At 40.3% G+C, this 15,903-nt stretch carries 14 protein-coding genes; 3 read left to right on the top strand and 11 right to left on the bottom strand.

All coding sequences use genetic code 11. From position 1 onward, the window contains the following. Nucleotides 1–297: 297 nt before the first annotated feature. From AC3WR0_RS22975 to speE, 5 genes are all read right to left on the bottom strand, one after another. Entirely contained in the window at nt 298–2,508 is a 2,211-nt protein-coding gene (locus AC3WR0_RS22975; RefSeq protein WP_492554458.1) for a PAS domain-containing protein, read from the bottom strand. Between the two features lie 190 nt (nt 2,509–2,698). Further along, a complete protein-coding gene (gene argS / locus AC3WR0_RS22980; RefSeq protein WP_492554459.1) occupies nt 2,699–4,369 on the bottom strand; it encodes an arginine--tRNA ligase in 1,671 nt (556 codons plus the stop codon). Nucleotides 4,370–4,371: 2 nt separating this feature from the next. Continuing rightward, nucleotides 4,372–4,803, bottom strand: coding sequence for a YwiB family protein (locus AC3WR0_RS22985; protein ID WP_492554460.1), 432 nt, complete (start codon nt 4,801–4,803; stop codon nt 4,372–4,374). Between the two features lie 261 nt (nt 4,804–5,064). After that, nucleotides 5,065–5,937, bottom strand: a complete 873-nt coding sequence (speB, locus tag AC3WR0_RS22990; RefSeq protein ID WP_027323508.1) for an agmatinase — start codon at nt 5,935–5,937, stop codon at nt 5,065–5,067. A 121-nt stretch (nt 5,938–6,058) separates the two neighbouring features. Further along, entirely contained in the window at nt 6,059–6,886 is an 828-nt protein-coding gene (speE, locus tag AC3WR0_RS22995) for a spermidine synthase (protein WP_492554461.1), read from the bottom strand. 331 nt (nt 6,887–7,217) lie between these two features. On the opposite strand from speE, the gene AC3WR0_RS23000 reads away from it, so the two are divergent. Next, on the top strand, nt 7,218–9,284 hold the full coding sequence (locus AC3WR0_RS23000) for a transglycosylase domain-containing protein (RefSeq protein ID WP_492554462.1): 2,067 nt from the start codon (nt 7,218–7,220) through the stop codon (nt 9,282–9,284). Nucleotides 9,285–9,465: 181 nt separating this feature from the next. Here AC3WR0_RS23000 and AC3WR0_RS23005 read toward each other — a convergent pair whose 3' ends face one another. Continuing rightward, a complete protein-coding gene (locus tag AC3WR0_RS23005) occupies nt 9,466–9,975 on the bottom strand; it encodes a YwhD family protein (protein ID WP_492554463.1) in 510 nt (169 codons plus the stop codon). Between the two features lie 38 nt (nt 9,976–10,013). Continuing rightward, nucleotides 10,014–10,667: a site-2 protease family protein gene (locus AC3WR0_RS23010; protein ID WP_492554485.1), complete on the bottom strand. Its 654-nt coding sequence runs from the start codon at nt 10,665–10,667 to the stop codon at nt 10,014–10,016. Between the two features lie 225 nt (nt 10,668–10,892). Here AC3WR0_RS23010 and thmT point away from each other — a divergent pair, with 225 nt between their 5' ends. Beyond that, entirely contained in the window at nt 10,893–11,078 is a 186-nt protein-coding gene (thmT, locus tag AC3WR0_RS23015) for a 2-hydroxymuconate tautomerase (RefSeq protein WP_027323513.1), read from the top strand. Between the two features lie 288 nt (nt 11,079–11,366). Here the strand turns inward: thmT and AC3WR0_RS23020 are convergent, their stop codons facing one another. The 3 genes from AC3WR0_RS23020 to AC3WR0_RS23030 all read right to left on the bottom strand — a co-directional run bounded on the left by AC3WR0_RS23020 (nt 11,367) and on the right by AC3WR0_RS23030 (nt 13,596). Then, the gene (locus AC3WR0_RS23020) at nt 11,367–11,876 is read right to left on the bottom strand and encodes a YwgA family protein (protein WP_492554464.1); all 510 of its coding nucleotides are present in this window, start codon (nt 11,874–11,876) and stop codon (nt 11,367–11,369) included. Between the two features lie 29 nt (nt 11,877–11,905). Then, nucleotides 11,906–13,204: an HD domain-containing protein gene (locus tag AC3WR0_RS23025; RefSeq protein ID WP_492554465.1), complete on the bottom strand. Its 1,299-nt coding sequence runs from the start codon at nt 13,202–13,204 to the stop codon at nt 11,906–11,908. Nucleotides 13,205–13,371: 167 nt separating this feature from the next. Then, nucleotides 13,372–13,596 carry a DUF1450 domain-containing protein gene (locus tag AC3WR0_RS23030; protein ID WP_027323516.1) on the bottom strand — a complete coding sequence of 75 codons (225 nt, stop codon included), beginning with the start codon at nt 13,594–13,596 and terminating at the stop codon, nt 13,372–13,374. A gap of 294 nt (nt 13,597–13,890) precedes the next feature. Between AC3WR0_RS23030 and AC3WR0_RS23035 the strand changes: the two genes are divergently transcribed. Beyond that, a complete protein-coding gene (locus AC3WR0_RS23035; RefSeq protein WP_492554466.1) occupies nt 13,891–14,664 on the top strand; it encodes an RsfA family transcriptional regulator in 774 nt (257 codons plus the stop codon). A 310-nt stretch (nt 14,665–14,974) separates the two neighbouring features. Here AC3WR0_RS23035 and lipL read toward each other — a convergent pair whose 3' ends face one another. Further along, on the bottom strand, nt 14,975–15,814 hold the full coding sequence (gene lipL, locus AC3WR0_RS23040) for an octanoyl-[GcvH]:protein N-octanoyltransferase (RefSeq protein ID WP_492554467.1): 840 nt from the start codon (nt 15,812–15,814) through the stop codon (nt 14,975–14,977). Nucleotides 15,815–15,903 lie beyond the last annotated feature (89 nt).

The following is a 15,903-nucleotide window of genomic DNA, read 5'->3' on the forward strand; positions in this document are numbered from 1 at the left end:
CTGGACACCTCGTATCATACCAAGGGGGCTTTTTTTGTTCAAACCTCATTTTGCTTTAATACAGGAATGCTTTCTTATCCATATATAAACCAATGCCCGGGAAATCTTCCCGGGCATTCCAATCAATTTAGAAATTTTATAAATATAATCCCCGAGCATGACAGCACCTGGCATTTTCAATTTAACTACTCTATCAATGACAGCTTAACCAGTGCACTTTTCTATCAATCGTTCCTACTAGCCCTCATTTTTCCAACTAAAATGAGTGCGCCTCATGGATATCCTTCATCTTTATTTTCATTTTGGCAGCAGTATTTCTACAGTTGTTCCTTCACCCAGCTCGCTTTTAACGGACATATCTCCGCCATGCTCCCGGACTATTTTTTGGCATATGGTTATCCCCAGTCCGGTTCCTTTTTCCTTTAACGAGTAAAATGGCTCGCCAATATGCTTCATTCTTTCTGGAGGAATGCCGCTTCCATTATCAGCTATGGCCACCACTATTCTGTCAGCTGTTTCTGTTAACTCAATCCGAATTTCTCCCCCTCGCGACATTGCTTCTATCGAATTTTTAATAAGATTAATAAAAAGCTGTTTTAACTGGTTTTTCACGCCTCGTATTTGAGGCTTTGTCTCATTTTCCCAAAGAATGGTGACATTATTTAAATTAGCAAGCGGCGACATGGTAATAGCAACCGGTTTCAGAATATCATCAACTAAAGAAAGAATCTCTTTTCTTCGATCCTGTGGTTTTGAGAGAGTTAAAAATTCATTGGTAACAAGATTGATTCTTTCCAGCTCTTCAAAAATAATATCCAGATAAGCATGTTCCCTGGTATTTAAACCAGGCCTTAATAAGGTTAGGAATCCGTTTATGCTTGTAAGGGGATTGCGAATTTCATGAGCAACAGATGCAGCAAGCTGACCAATGACAGCCAGCTTTTCCGCCTTTACCATTCTCAAGTTAAACTCCCGCTGTTCGGTGATGTCGCTAAAGGTGGTAATCACACATTCAATAGGCTGATTTGGATCATCATCCCGGTACAATGGAATGGAGTCCATAAGAAGCCAGCGATACTGTCCTTTTTTCAGATTATAAACACCTAAGTTGGCCTTTCTCACTGGCTGTCCAGTAGAAAAGGCTATATAGTATGGGAACTCCATAGGCTTAACTTGCATCCCGTTTTCATCTATCGCATCCCAATCCTTCGTATGAGGATGTGCTGTTTGTATGTGATCCAGAGGATATCCTAAGATTTCACAGGCATTCTGGTTTGAAAAAATAATTTTACCCTTTTCATTTTGAACAATTATACCTGTTGAAATGGCTTCGTAATAACGTTTTTGAATTTCTTCTGCCTTTTTCTTAAACGTAACGTCGCGCATTGAGATAACAAAACCGTTGGATCTATCTTCTTCTTTCATACTATTCTTAACCAGTTCCAAATAAACTTTTCTTCCATTTTTCAGAAAGCAGGTCTTTTCAATTATTGTGTTATCCAGAAACTCACGAGTCTTAAAATCTTCTTCACTGACGCAAATCCCGTTTATAACCTGGTTTAGTGTTCCGCCAATGAACGTATCATCCAGTCCCGAAATCATATTGATTGCCCGGTCATTGGCATACGTAATGATATTCTGATCATCAATTACGAGTACTCCATCAGCCGTAGAACTCAAGATGGCCTCATTCTCTTTTAGCAGATTATTCAGCCTTTTTTCCTTATTCTTCATTAAGGTGATATCACGGGTTACACCCACGATTTCATTAATAGATCCATCTGACAATATAATCGGGGACAAAACCGTTTCGAAACAAGATATCCCCTTACGGTTCCTCATGGCTAACTCCCATTGGTAAACCGCTTTTACTCCATTTAATGCCTTTCTAAATGCCTTATGCTGAATCTCTTTTTGCTCCTCTGTCAAATTAAGGTCATTAATCCTCTTTCCATATAGATCACTTACAGGCACCTTATTGGTTTCGCACCATTTGCCAAAAACACCGGAAAATACACCTTCAGAGTTGTATGTAAAAACAAGATCCTCCATTGAACTTACAAGTGATCGGAACTTGGTTTCACTTCTTTGCAGCGATTCCTGAAATTCAACTTTATCCGTAATATCAATCCCCGTACCGACAACATATTGAATATTTCCATCGCTGCCATGCACAAAACTAGTGGCCCATTTAATATACTTTTTGCCGCCATCTTTAGGAATCCAGCAACTTTCAAATTGCTCTGATATATGCGAAAGATTTTCTTCAGTAAATTTCCTTCTAAAGAATTCTCTTTTATCCTTCTCAATTAAAACATCCCAGAAATATTTTCCTTTTATTTGTTCTAATGTATAACCCGTTTCCCCTTCGCAATAAGAATTCCATCCAACCATCCTGCCTTCAGGACAAACAATAATCATATAAGCCTGAATAGCATTCATTAAAGATAAGTTAAATGCTTCCTCCGGGAGAACTGGAACTTTCTTTTCCTGATGCATAGAAATCATGAAAATCCCTCTCTCTGTTCATACAACTTCCTAGCTATTTAATTCTACTTTTGAAATCCAAAACCTCGTAAATTCTTAAAAAATATTTTTTAAAAATTTTCGCCATCAAAAAAGGATTCCGATTGGGGGAATCCTTTTTGTCCATAAAAATAAATTTTTGCAATAGCTGTCTAGCTTTCCGCTTTTCTCATTACATTTTTTCGGGTGCAGATACACCAATAAGTGAAAGGGCATTTTTTAGAGTAATCTGAACGGCTTTTATTAACCCAAGTCGTGCCTTCGAACGCTCAGGATTATCACTGTCCAAAACCTTTTCCGCGTTGTAAAAGCTGTGGAAAACGGAAGCAAGCTCGAAAATATAGTGGGAAATTCGGTGCGGCATCCGTTTTAAAGCAGCTTCGCCCACTGCAATAGGGAATTCACCCAGCTTTTTCAATACTTCCATTTCTTTTTCAGCTTGAATCTGGCTGAAGTTTGCATTATGATCTGCCACGATCCCCTGCTCTTCACCCTGGCGGATAATGCTAGAAATCCGAGCATGGGCATATTGAGCGTAATAAACCGGATTTTCATTGGATTGAGATACCGCTAAATCCAAATCAAAATCCATATGAGTGTCAGAGCTTCTCATAGCAAAGAAGTAACGTACCGCATCGAGGCCGACCTCATCCACAAGATCTCGCATTGTGACGGCCTTACCGGTCCGCTTACTCATCTTCATTTTTTCACCATTTTTATATAAATGCACCAGCTGAATAATCTCTACTTCAAGAGCATCCTTGTCATAACCAAGAGCCTGGATAGCTGCTTTCATTCTAGGGATATAACCATGGTGGTCAGCGCCCCAGATATTAATGAGCTTTTCAAAACCACGCTCCAGCTTATCCTTATGGTAGGCAATATCTGGTGTCAAATAGGTAAAGGATCCATCCTGCTTAATTAAAACCCTGTCCTTGTCATCTCCAAACGGAGTACTGCGAAGCCAGGTTGCTCCTTCTTCCTCGAATATATGGCCGTTATCCCGAAGCGTTTTTAGGGCGTCTTCAATTTTTCCATTGTGATATAAAGAAGTTTCAGAGAACCATACATCAAAACGCACTCTGAAATCTTCAAGGTCTTTCTTAAGCTTAGCCATTTCAATTTTCAATCCGTATTCACGGAAAAAGTCATAGCGCTCTTTTTCATCAACATTGACATATTTATCGCCGAATTCCTCAGCAAGTTTTTTACCGATCCCAATTATATCTTCGCCTTGGTAACCGTCCTGAGGCATTTCCTTCTCTAGACCAAGAGCCTGGAAATAACGGGCTTCAACAGATAACGCCAGGTTATTGATTTGATTTCCTGCATCGTTAATATAATATTCACGGGAAACATCGTATCCTGCCTTTGCCAATACATTGGACAATGAGTCACCTACTGCCGCACCGCGGGCATGTCCAAGGTGAAGGTCGCCAGTTGGATTCGCTGAAACAAACTCAACCTGTACTTTTTGATTGTTCCCGACGTTTGTTTCTCCATATTTTTCGCCAGCATCAAGAATGGCAGGAATCAAATCTGTCAGACAACTGTTATCCATGTGAAAATTAATAAAGCCTGGTCCTGCAATGTCAATTTTTTCGATGGAAGCCTTTGAGCGGTCAATATTGGCCACCAATTCTTCAGCTATGGCTCTTGGTGCCTTTTTAGCTACACGGGCAAGCTGCATTGCCATGTTGGTTGAATAATCACCATGGGATTTCTCCTTTGGTGTTTCAAGGATGACATCCGGTAATTGTTCCTCTGCTGCAAGATTCGCTTTTAAAACGGCAGCTTTAATTTCTTGTTTCAGTTTGTTCTGGACCTGCTCAACGATATTCACTGCTATTCCTCCTCAAAAATAATTTCCAAATGATAAGTGCCTGCTCTCGAGCCCTGCACGGATAGGTCATAAAGAAGTTCTACTCTTCCCTTGCGAAGGTCTTCGCTAAATGAATGATTAATTCTATTTGCCCTAGTCTCAATATCTAATGTTCCAGCTGCAATCTCATAGCTGCCTTGCTGCTTTGCATGGAGGCGAAATGGAAGCCGCATTTTTAATGGCCCGCTTCTTAAAATTAGTGCTTCGTTCCCGCCAATCTTGACGATGGTCTTAACCCTCTGGTCTTCCATTATTTCTTCATATTGAAGAAAATAGGCATTATTTTTTATAAAATATCGCCCAGAGCCTTCCATCTGGAATTCTTCTTTGCTTTGGCCGCTATGTATAATCGTTTTAACCTGTACTTTTACAGGGATTTCTGAAGGGACAGACATGGCGCACTCCCTTTTCTTTTAACTTGATTCTACTGATCATTTTATATAAAAGCTCTGTGTTACTGCATTCGTGTTGCTCCAGGCGCTCTCTTTTGCTTTCAGACCAAGAGCCTGTCAAACTTCAGCGCCTTCTCCTCCACAAAAATAGTATCCACAACATCATTTACCAGCAAAAAAATACCTATTTCCCTATTATAACAACTAGCCTTAAATAATTCAAAAAGTGCCCGGCTGGGGCCAGGCACCTAAAATTAGCGTATATTATTTAATCCAGCCCAGGATCATTTCTCTGATAAGCTTGCTTGCTGTGTTGGCAGTTTGTTCGGAATGATCGTACACAGGAGCAACTTCTACTAGGTCTGCACCGATTACGTTAACATCCGATTTTGCAATTGCATGGATGGAGGCTAATAACTCTTTTGACGTGATTCCTCCCGCATCAACTGTTCCTGTTCCAGGAGCATGGGCAGGATCGAGAACATCAATGTCGATTGTTACGTAGACAGGGCGTCCTGCCAGTGTCGGAAGGATTTCCTTTAATGGCTCAAGGACTTCGAATTTTGAAATATGCATGCCTGCTTCCTTAGCCCATTCAAATTCTTCCTTCATGCCTGAGCGAATTCCAAATGAATAAACATTCTTTGGTCCGATAAGCTCCGCTACCTTGCGGATAGGGGTTGAATGGGAAAGCGGCTCGCCTTCATACTGTTCCCTTAGATCTGTGTGAGCGTCCATATGGATGACAGCTAAATCAGGGTACTTATTATAGACAGCTTTCATAACTGGCCATGAAACTAGATGCTCTCCACCCATTCCCAACGGGAATTTCCCTGCTTCCAGCACCTTGCCCACAAAGTCCTCGATCATATCAATGCTTCTCTGCGGATTGCCAAATGGAAGCGGAATATCTCCTGCATCGTAAAATTTAACATCTTCTAATTCACGATCAAGATAGACACTGTACTCTTCTAGCCCGATCGATACTTCACGGATACGGCTAGGGCCAAAACGAGAACCTGGTCTGTAGCTTACAGTCCAGTCCATTGGCATACCATACAATACTGCCTGGCTTTCCTCGAAGCTTGGATGGCTTTTTATAAAAACCTTACCGGAATATGCTTCATCAAAACGCATTTTACATCCCTCGTTCATATGTATTTGTCAGAGCCGCTCCTTTTACGGGGCGGCTCTATTATTTTTCTTAGGTCAATCAGAATGTCTATCCATAAATTCTGAACGTGCGTTTATGCTTATCTTATTTTAAAAGATCGCCAACAAACTTAGGCAGAACAAATGCCGCTTTGTGCAATTCTTTTGTGTAATATTTTGTTTCAATATCATGGAAGCGATCTTCACTTACTTCTAGAGGATCGTATTTTTTGCTTCCCAAAGTAAATGCCCACAGGCCGCTTGGATATGTCGGAATATTAGCAGTGTAAAGGCGAGTAATCGGAAAGATTTCTCTTACATCTCTTTGAACATCGCGGATCAGGTCAGCCTTAAACCATGGATTGTCAGACTGGGCAACGAAAATGCCATCATCTTTAAGAGCTTTGGAGATTCCAGCATAAAATCCTTTTGTAAACAGATTAACAGCTGGTCCTACTGGCTCAGTAGAGTCAACCATGATCACATCATATTCGTTTTCACTTTTTGCAATATGCATGAAGCCATCATCAACGCGAACATCTACACGTGGATCATCCAATTTTCCTGCAATCTCAGGAAGGAATTTTTTTGAGTATTCGATTACCTTTCCATCAATATCCACAAGAGTGGCTTTTTTCACGCTCGGGTGCTTAAGAACTTCGCGAATAACTCCGCCGTCCCCGCCGCCAACAACAAGAATGTTTTCAGGATTTGGATGAGTGAACAATGGAATATGTGCAACCATTTCATGATATACAAACTCATCTTTAACAGATGTCATAACCATGTCATCTAAAAGAAGCATGTTGCCCCATTCTTCCGTCTCAATCATGTCAAGCTTTTGGAATTCTGTCTGCTCAGTATGTAATGTCTTATTCACTTTCATTGTGATGCCAAAGTTCTCTGTTTGTTTCTCGGTAAACCAAATACTCATTTTCATTCATCCCTTCAGATTTATATTAAATTTTCTTTAATTTTCTTCTTAAGTCTGCGCCATCAAAGGCATGCTTTCTCTTTTTATACTTCCCCAACTCTTTAATTGCAAACATGAAAAAGTATAGAGGAATCTAGCAAAAAAGTAAAGAAAACTCGGAGATTTCATATATCCTGGAAAGTCTATTATCTTATCTCACTTTTTTAAATAAAATATTCTTTTTTCATAGAAGGGATGTTTAAAATCTTCCCTTTTTTTTCATACTGTTAAGAAAAGGTTTTGAGCAGGAGACGGGTTGGCCAAATATGAAATGCAGTGAGGTGAGCGGAATATGGAACTTATGACAGACCAGAATTTTCGAAAAACCATTAAGTATCTTCGTGCTTTCATCATTATCAGTTTGATAGGCTTCTCAGTACTGCTCGTCCTTTTAATGGGCATTCTAGGCTATGCAAAAATGCTCGGTGCACCCCCTCTTGCTGTACCTCAGTCCACACTTTACTTTTCGGACGATGGGACATTAATCGGTGAGAGTAATAACGGCCAAAAACGTTATTGGGTTTCCCTTAAGGATGTTTCTCCCTATTTAATAGATGCTACCATTTCTGTTGAGGATAAAAATTTTTACCATCACCATGGTTTTGACTACAAAAGGATTGCCGGCGCCGCTGTTGCAGACGTAGCTGCCTTCTCAAAGGTTCAGGGGGCGAGTACGATTACCCAGCAATACGCCAGAAATCTTTTCCTTGAACATGATAAAACCTGGTCCAGAAAACTTCTTGAAGCCTTTTATACCATCCGGCTTGAAATGAGCTATTCTAAAAAAGAAATACTCGAGGGATATATTAACACTATTTTTTACGGGCATAACGTTTATGGAATTGAAGCTGCAAGTAAATATTATTTTGGCAAAAAGGCTTCTGAATTATCCCTTTCTGAAGCTTCCATGCTTGCTGGCATACCAAAAGGCCCTGGCATCTATTCACCATTACTATCACCTAAAAATGCCAAAGCGCGGCAATTAGTGGTTCTGAATTCTATGGCCCAAAATCACTATATTAAAAAAAGTGACATTAAAGCGGCAGCCTCACAGTCAATTATGTTAAACGGCAAAAGGCCGCAGCAGCTTGTCCGGACAGCCCCTTATTTTCAAGATGCTGTTAAAAATGAACTAAGAAAAGAACTTCATTTAGATGAACGGACTATTGCACTTGGCGGCCTAAAGGTTTACACAACTCTTAATATGGATGAGCAGCAGGCAGCTGAAAAACAATTTAAATCTTATATTGCAAGCAATTCTGAAATACAAGCCAGCCTCCTTGCCATGAATCCGAAAAATGGTGATGTCAAGGCTCTTATTGGCGGACGTGATTATGATAAAAGCCCATTCAACCGGGCAATACAGGCCATTCGGCAGCCTGGTTCTACAATAAAGCCGATTTTGTACTATTCGGCTTTGGAGCAGGGATTTACTCCCTCTACAACGATGAGAAGTGCATATACCACTTTCCGTTTCGAAAACGGGCAGGGAAATTACACCCCGCATAACTTTAATAATAAGTACGCGGACGGCGATATTACAATGGCTCAGGCCCTGGCGCTGTCAGATAATATTTACGCAGTTAAAACGCATCTGTTTTTGGGCGAGCAAACCTTAATAAACACCGCAAAGAAATTTGGCATCAGTTCTAAAATGTCAAAAGTGCCTTCTCTTGCACTTGGTACCTCAGGCGTACGTGTAATCGAGATGGCCAATGCCTACAGTATGCTTGCAAATGGAGGAAAAAAGGTAAAGCCTTCTTTTATAACAAGAGTTGAGGACTATAACGGAAATGTTATTTACGAAAGACCACATGGAAGTCTACAAGTTTTAAAACCTGCCACCGCCTTTGTTATGACACAAATGCTGACAGGGATTTTTGATAAAAAGCTGAACGGCTATTCAAGTGTTACAGGCAGTACCATTAGCAATGTCCTTACACGTCCTTATGCTGGAAAATCAGGCTCAACTGAAACTGACAGCTGGATGATAGGTTATTCCCCTCAGCTCGTTACAGCCGTTTGGGCGGGCTACGATAAGGGGAAACCGATTGAACTTACAGCTGAAAAAACTTATGCAAAAAAAATCTGGGCTCATTTTATGGAGGATGCCTTAGCAGACAAACCGGTTAAGAAATTCAAAGCACCTAAAGAGGGTGTAGTTGGGGTCTACATTGATCCGACAAATGGAAAACTGGCATCAAAGGATTGCCCAGTCAAACGCAAGACATACTTTGTGACAGGTACCGCTCCTACTGAATACTGCACTGATCATCTGGACCGTTCACAATCAAAAGAAAAGAAAACAAGTGGCAAGAAAGATCCATGGTACAAACGTATTTTTCAATGGAATGATTAAAATTGACAGATTGGATGTTCTAACCCATGCAAAAAACCCCGGCATTTCTGCCGGGGTTTTTTGTGTCCTAGTTTTACGTGTGTCCACGCTGTAAACTAGTTTACTTTTTTTATGGAAAATCGGCAAGTGCTAAACACACGAATTTCGCAAATTATTTGGAAAATCGACAAATTTTTAAAACTTATTCAGCAGCTAGACCTTGTTTGAGCTCATCAGAGGAGTTCTCCCATAAAATCGCATTATGCTGGCGAAGAAAATCTGCTAGTATTTTTTTTGACTTATCATCCATTTGATCTACAATGATGTGGCGCTTAATGGACTTATCCATACGGTTTACATGCTCTGGCAGCGATTTATACCCGCGGCGGATTTCCCTGTCCACGGTCATTTCGCAGGCTGTAACGCCGGCATAATAAGGCCCTTCTTCATTTCGGTCAATAGTTACCCAGACAAGCCAATAAGGTTTTCCATTTGGAACCTCCGCTTTTGAGGGAAGAAATTTGATCCCTTTTTCTACAACACTTCGTGCATGCATGGCCCCCACATCAATAGCCGCTTCACCAGCTTCAACATCTACGATAACGGGTGATACATTATCCAGGCTGAGCGCCCCTTTTCCAAAGCCTTTATGCTTATCAAGAGGATCATTTTTTATAATATTAAAGGCAAGCTTTTTCTTATTCTCTTCCATATTGAATACCTCCTAAACCCATAAATTTATCGAAAGCTCTATAAAAGCAGCTGATAGAAAAAGTCATTAAGCCCATTCATTAAAATAGGCAGCAGAACGCCGAAGATTGGCTGGATTGTATATTGGTCAAGCGGTGTAACAACAAGAATTAAAAAAATTAATGATCCATATGATTCCAGCTGTGTCATCTTAGCACGCCAATCCCTCGGTACAAGGTCTTCCACTATTCTGTACCCATCAAGCGGGGGAAATGGCAGCAAATTGAAAATAAATAAAACCACGTTTAACTGAATAAACAGATCAAGAAATTCTTTTACAAATGATGGCAAACTGCTGGATACTCCTGCTCGCATAAGGCCATACCAGATAATAAACGCGATACAGACCATAATTAGATTACTAGCCGGACCTGCAGCACTGACCAGGATTCCAGCAAGCCTTGGCTTCTTAAAAAAGAACCGGTTCACGGGCACAGGCCGGGCCCAGCCAAAACCTGCAATAAAAATAAGCAAGGTTCCAAAGGGATCAAGATGGCTGACTGGATTTAATGTTAGTCTGCCCTGCTTTTTCGCAGTAGGATCCCCAAATTTATAAGCAACAAATGCATGTGCAAACTCATGTACCGTAAAAGCTATAACCAGGGTTAGTGCCACATATGGAATCTCATGAAGTGAATAAGGAAGATGATCCAATAAACTGCCCAACTCAAAACCTCCCTTTCCTTCTCCGTTTTCTATTATTACGCTGAAGCAACGGCATATATCCGTCTTAGCTTTATGTATTGTATTGATTATAGCTTAATTAAGTATAATTAATTTCTTATCAAAATGAAAATCCTAAATTCTGCAGCTTATCTCCTTGCACTTTTGGTCTTGTTATGAAAAACTACAGACAGATACCTTAAAGGAGGAGATTGCATGCCATACGTAACTGTTAAAATGCTCGAAGGCCGTACTGAAGAACAAAAGAAAGCCCTGGTAGAGAAGGTAACTGAGGCTGTTGTGGAAACGACCGGTGCAACTCAGGACAAAGTAGTTGTCTTTATTGAAGAAATGAGCAAAAATCATTATGCCGTTGCTGGAAAAAGGTTAAGCGATCAATAGAAAAGGCGCATAAACCCTGTATTCGGACAAGTAGACCCTCGGATTTATACACGAGAGTGAAGCATCTGCATAAATTTCATCATGATAGCGTTTCTTTGAATAATAATCCTGCAGCTTTCGGACGAGCTAAACAGCCGTATCCAGGAAAAGCTATGGCGCTGAAGTATATGCGGATCGGTGTTTACTTATCGCAGGCAGGAGCGGGATGGACATCAGTCCCTGGCCGCTGAAGCTAGACACTAAACCAAACTAAGAAAGTACTCTATGTTAATACAAAAGCTAAGTCCCTTATTGGAGCTTAGCTTTTTCTTTTAAGCAATTTATATAGTTATATGCTTCTTCTATTTCAGCTTCTGTATAGCGCTGGCTGCTTTTTAGAGTAAATACTTTGTCCATTACTTCTTCTTTTGCAAGATTATCAAAATATAAAACCGTTGATACTAGCTCTAAAAATCTGGCATTTTGCGAATTCATGTCTGTCAGGCAGTCTTCCAGAAAGGGCATTTCAATAGTATTTAAATTTAAAAACTCTTTCCCCGAGTCTGTCAGTGTATAGCGATACTGAAAATATCCGCCCTTTTTCTCCCGAACTTCAGCCACAAACCCCATATTGCAAAGTTCTTCCATCCGCAGTGTTAATTCCTCAGAATATGGTCCGTAAAAGTGAAACTGAAATCTTTCTTGGAAAGGAAAAGAAATTTTCTTGGCTATATAAATCATTTTTTGCAGCTTTTTTCGGCCGATAATTTCTCCCGAAACCATTACAGCATGCATTACCCTTGCATGGTCTTTTAACAAAACGGTCAACTCCTACTCCAATTAATTCCCTATATATCTAACAGCGAACAAATCTGTTTCTTTATACTTTTTTTAGAAGAGTCATCCTTAAGCAAATCAACAGGAAAATACAGCTTATGATCCGTCCTTCTTTTCCCTGAAATGGCATCAACCACTTCTGATTCCCTTGAAAGTTCCCGTAATTCGCCATTTTTCATAAGAAGATGGATTGGAAGGCGTTCCCCTTCTTCTCCAGGTCTGTAAAAGTCATATGGCAGATCAGAGGATGAATCAACTACAAGATAGTATTCCGGGTCAATTCCTGCCTTGATGAACAATGTGGTTAGTTCGGCAAGTTTTTTGTATTCCTTTGCTGGATCGAACTCCGAAAATTTAAATAAATTACGGTTAACAAACCTGCTGCAAAGGTCACTTAAAATCTCATCCTCTTCTTCCTGCCACATCTGAAAATAGTAGAGAATAATGGATTCATCTAATTTTAAATAGTCTTCAAGTGTAACCTTGTCATGAAAGAAGGAATAAAAATGCTGAGGCTGGTGTTTAAAGCTGTAGTTTTGCTCATAGAGGTACTTAGCCCGATGCAGTATTTTTGAAAGTATTACCTCAGCGCCACGTGAAACCGGATGGAAATAAACCTGCCAATACATTTGATACCGGCTCATGATATAGTCTTCCACTGCATGCATTCCGCTTTTTTTAATGACTACCTGATCCTTTTGCGGACGCATGACCCGCAAAATGCGTTCCATATCAAAATGTCCATAGCTAACACCTGTAAAATAGGCATCACGCTGTAAATAATCCATTCTGTCCGCATCAATCTGGCTGGAAATCAAACTAATCACCAGCTTATTGTCCGATGTCTTGGCAATAACTTCAGCAACCCTTTTAGGAAAACCTTTATGGATCCTGGTTAATACCTTGTTTACTTCTGTCTCCCCCATGATAATCGCCTGGGTAAAGTCCTCATGGTCAAGGTCAAATACCTTCTCAAATGAATGAGAAAACGGGCCATGTCCCAGATCATGCAGAAGGGCTGCACACAGGGTTAATAACCGCTCTTCCTCTTTCCACTCCGGACGTCCTGCAAACACATCATCCACTATTCGCCGTACAATCTCGTAAACTCCAAGGGAATGATTAAAACGGCTGTGCTCCGCTCCGTGGAATGTCAAAAATGTAGTTCCAAGCTGCCTGATTCTTCTAAGGCGCTGAAATTCCTTTGTGCCGATTAAATCCCAAATCACTCGATCCTTTACATGTATGTACCGATGAACAGGGTCTTTAAATACCTTCTCTTCTTCTAGCTTTTCAGCCGAATATGCCATTGGATTCCCTCTTCCTAAATAGCTTGTTTCTATTATATCCCCATTTTAATGTCAAATCACTCTAATTTCTGTAAATTTCCACAGGGGATTTCGACCATTTTCGACATTCAGGGACAGACTGGGGCTAACAAATAAAAAATCACCAAAGAATGATATCTAAGGCGATTTTATTTGTTTATTTTTTTATCGACTTTTTCCATTAATTCCTCTTCTGTAAGAGCCGCTAATGGACGATTATTTACAAATGCAAAAGTTTTTTTCCGGCCTGGTCCGCAGTAAGATTGGCAGCCAATCTCAATTTTTGCATCAGGATCCATCTCTTTTAAGCGAGGGATTAATGTCTTTAGGTTTACGGCCTGACAATCATCGCAAACACGAAATTCATTCGACATTCCTTTCCCATCCTTTCCGGTATTATCTATTTAAACCAGTTTTTATACCTATATTATAACCACTATAAAATTTTAAAATCCTTTATCCGAGTTGTATTTTACAGTTTCCCTATCTTGATTGCAAGCTGAAAACTTTTACAGCACTTTAGTAGATAGCAAACTTTTAATGTTAAATTTTTCTGCTATTTTGGTATAAAGCTCCCAAAAACTGTCCATCCTTTAACTAGAAGGTTACATTCGCCAGATACAAAACTGACGATATTAAACTGTAATAATTAAGGGAGATGAAAGTTTATGAAAGTACGACAGGACGCTTGGACGGACGAAGATGATTTGCTTTTAGCAGAAACAGTATTAAGACATGTACGTGAAGGAAGCACTCAGCTTAATGCATTTGAAGAGGTGGGAGATAAGCTCAATCGAACTTCAGCAGCATGTGGATTCCGCTGGAATGCCGTAGTCAGGCACCGGTATGAAAAAGCCCTTCAGCTAGCAAAAAAGCAGCGTAAGCAAAGACAACGGATTCTAGGAAAAGATCAAGGCGGCAAAAAGAAATTGCTTTACACCCCCCCTCTTAATGTGGCAGAAACAGTAATTGAACACGTTCCGCAGGTTCACGATGAAGGAGAAGAAGAAGAATTAGATGCTTTCTTCCCTATGGAAATGTCTTTAGAGGCTGCAGAAGAAATGCTTACCCCTAAAGAAATTCCTGTAGCTAAGGCAATTTCAGTTCCTTCTTATACAAGCGTTTCGCCTAAAGAAATGACGATGGAAACGGTTATTACTTTTCTGCAAAACTACACCTATTCAAGCTATCAAAACGATGCATTAAAAAATGAGAATGAAAGATTAAAACGTGAAAACAATGAACTTAGAAAGCAATCCGATGAACTGTCCAGCAAGGTTCAGGAACTTGAACAAAATACAGTTACCATGCAGGAAGACTATGAGACACTGATGAAAATCATGAACCGCGCGAGAAAACTAGTATTATTTGAAGAAGAAGAACGCCCTGCAACTAAGTTTAAGATGGACCGTAACGGAAACCTGGAAAAAGTAGCAGAGTAGAGAATAGCATTTCGAAGTTGACTTATTGCAGGTAGGCGTAGATGGCCTCTAGCTGCGCCAATTATCATACTTGAGCAAGAAGAAGCTTTCTCTAAGCATAAAAACTCGCTGGGCGTGGAAGTTGGACATTTCTCAAATTCAAGAGTGGTATATTTCTTTATAGAAAAAATACTTTAAGAAAAAGATTTTTAGAGAAGAAACCGAAGCAGCAGCATTCTCGATTAAAAAGCCGTGAATCGAATTCGATACACGACTTTTTTTATTTATGTCCACTGTCCTTACTGAACTATTTTGCGCTGGAGCTGCAATGCTATCCCCCGGCTACTTTTTCATTCCGTTCAACGATTCGCTGGTGGTATCCTGGATAAAGCTCGAGTTCATAAGGGTTTAATTGGCCATTGAACAAAAAGTCACTATTCTTTTGAAGCTGCTGTAAAAGTCGAAGCATTACATCGCTTACCGTTATTTCCACAGACAGCAATTCCGAAAGGGAAGCCATCACTGCCGGAGAAATTTCCGGATAGGAAAACTTTGTCTCCAAGCTCCTCCTGGAAATATCATAAAAGTGCCTGATCATTTCTGCCCTGGCTCTACCGCTCCCATTTACACAGAGATAGATTTGAACAGCAACCCCTTTGCGAAGTCTTCTTTGGGAAATTCCCGCAAACTTTTTGCCCCCAATGCTTAAATCATAGCTGCCAGGACAATAGGATCCTTTAATTTCTTTTGCTTCTATTGTTTTATTAAAATCAGAAAACATCTGTTGGATTAATAGCCACATTGCATCATAGCCACGGTTAATATCTATTCCTTTTTCGGACTCTGGGAAAATAAGCGAAATGTTAAGGACTCCCTCGTCCAATACAACGGCAAGTCCACCTGAATTCCGGACAATAACCTGGTAATCTTGCTCCCTCAGAAAATCTATACCCTCTTGAAGAAACGGCAGCTTTGTATCCTGAATCCCCAAAACAACTGTGTTGGGGTGAACCCAGGTTCTTGCAGTTGCAGGTGCGTTTCCTGACCCGACAGAGGCACATAAGGTATCATCCAGCCCAAAGGACTGCAGCGCACTAAAAAGGACCCCTGCAGCAGACTGGTCAATGATCCGCCATTGTGGCTGGACTAGCAATTTCAGCCCCTCATTCATTTTTCTGGCTCCTTTTTTCACATTATCATTGGTTTATTATAGCATATCCCAAAGCCTCATTTTATTACCTCTGCCGCCTTCCTTGGTTA

It is taken from the genome of Neobacillus sp. FW104-15D2 (genome assembly GCF_058790155.1).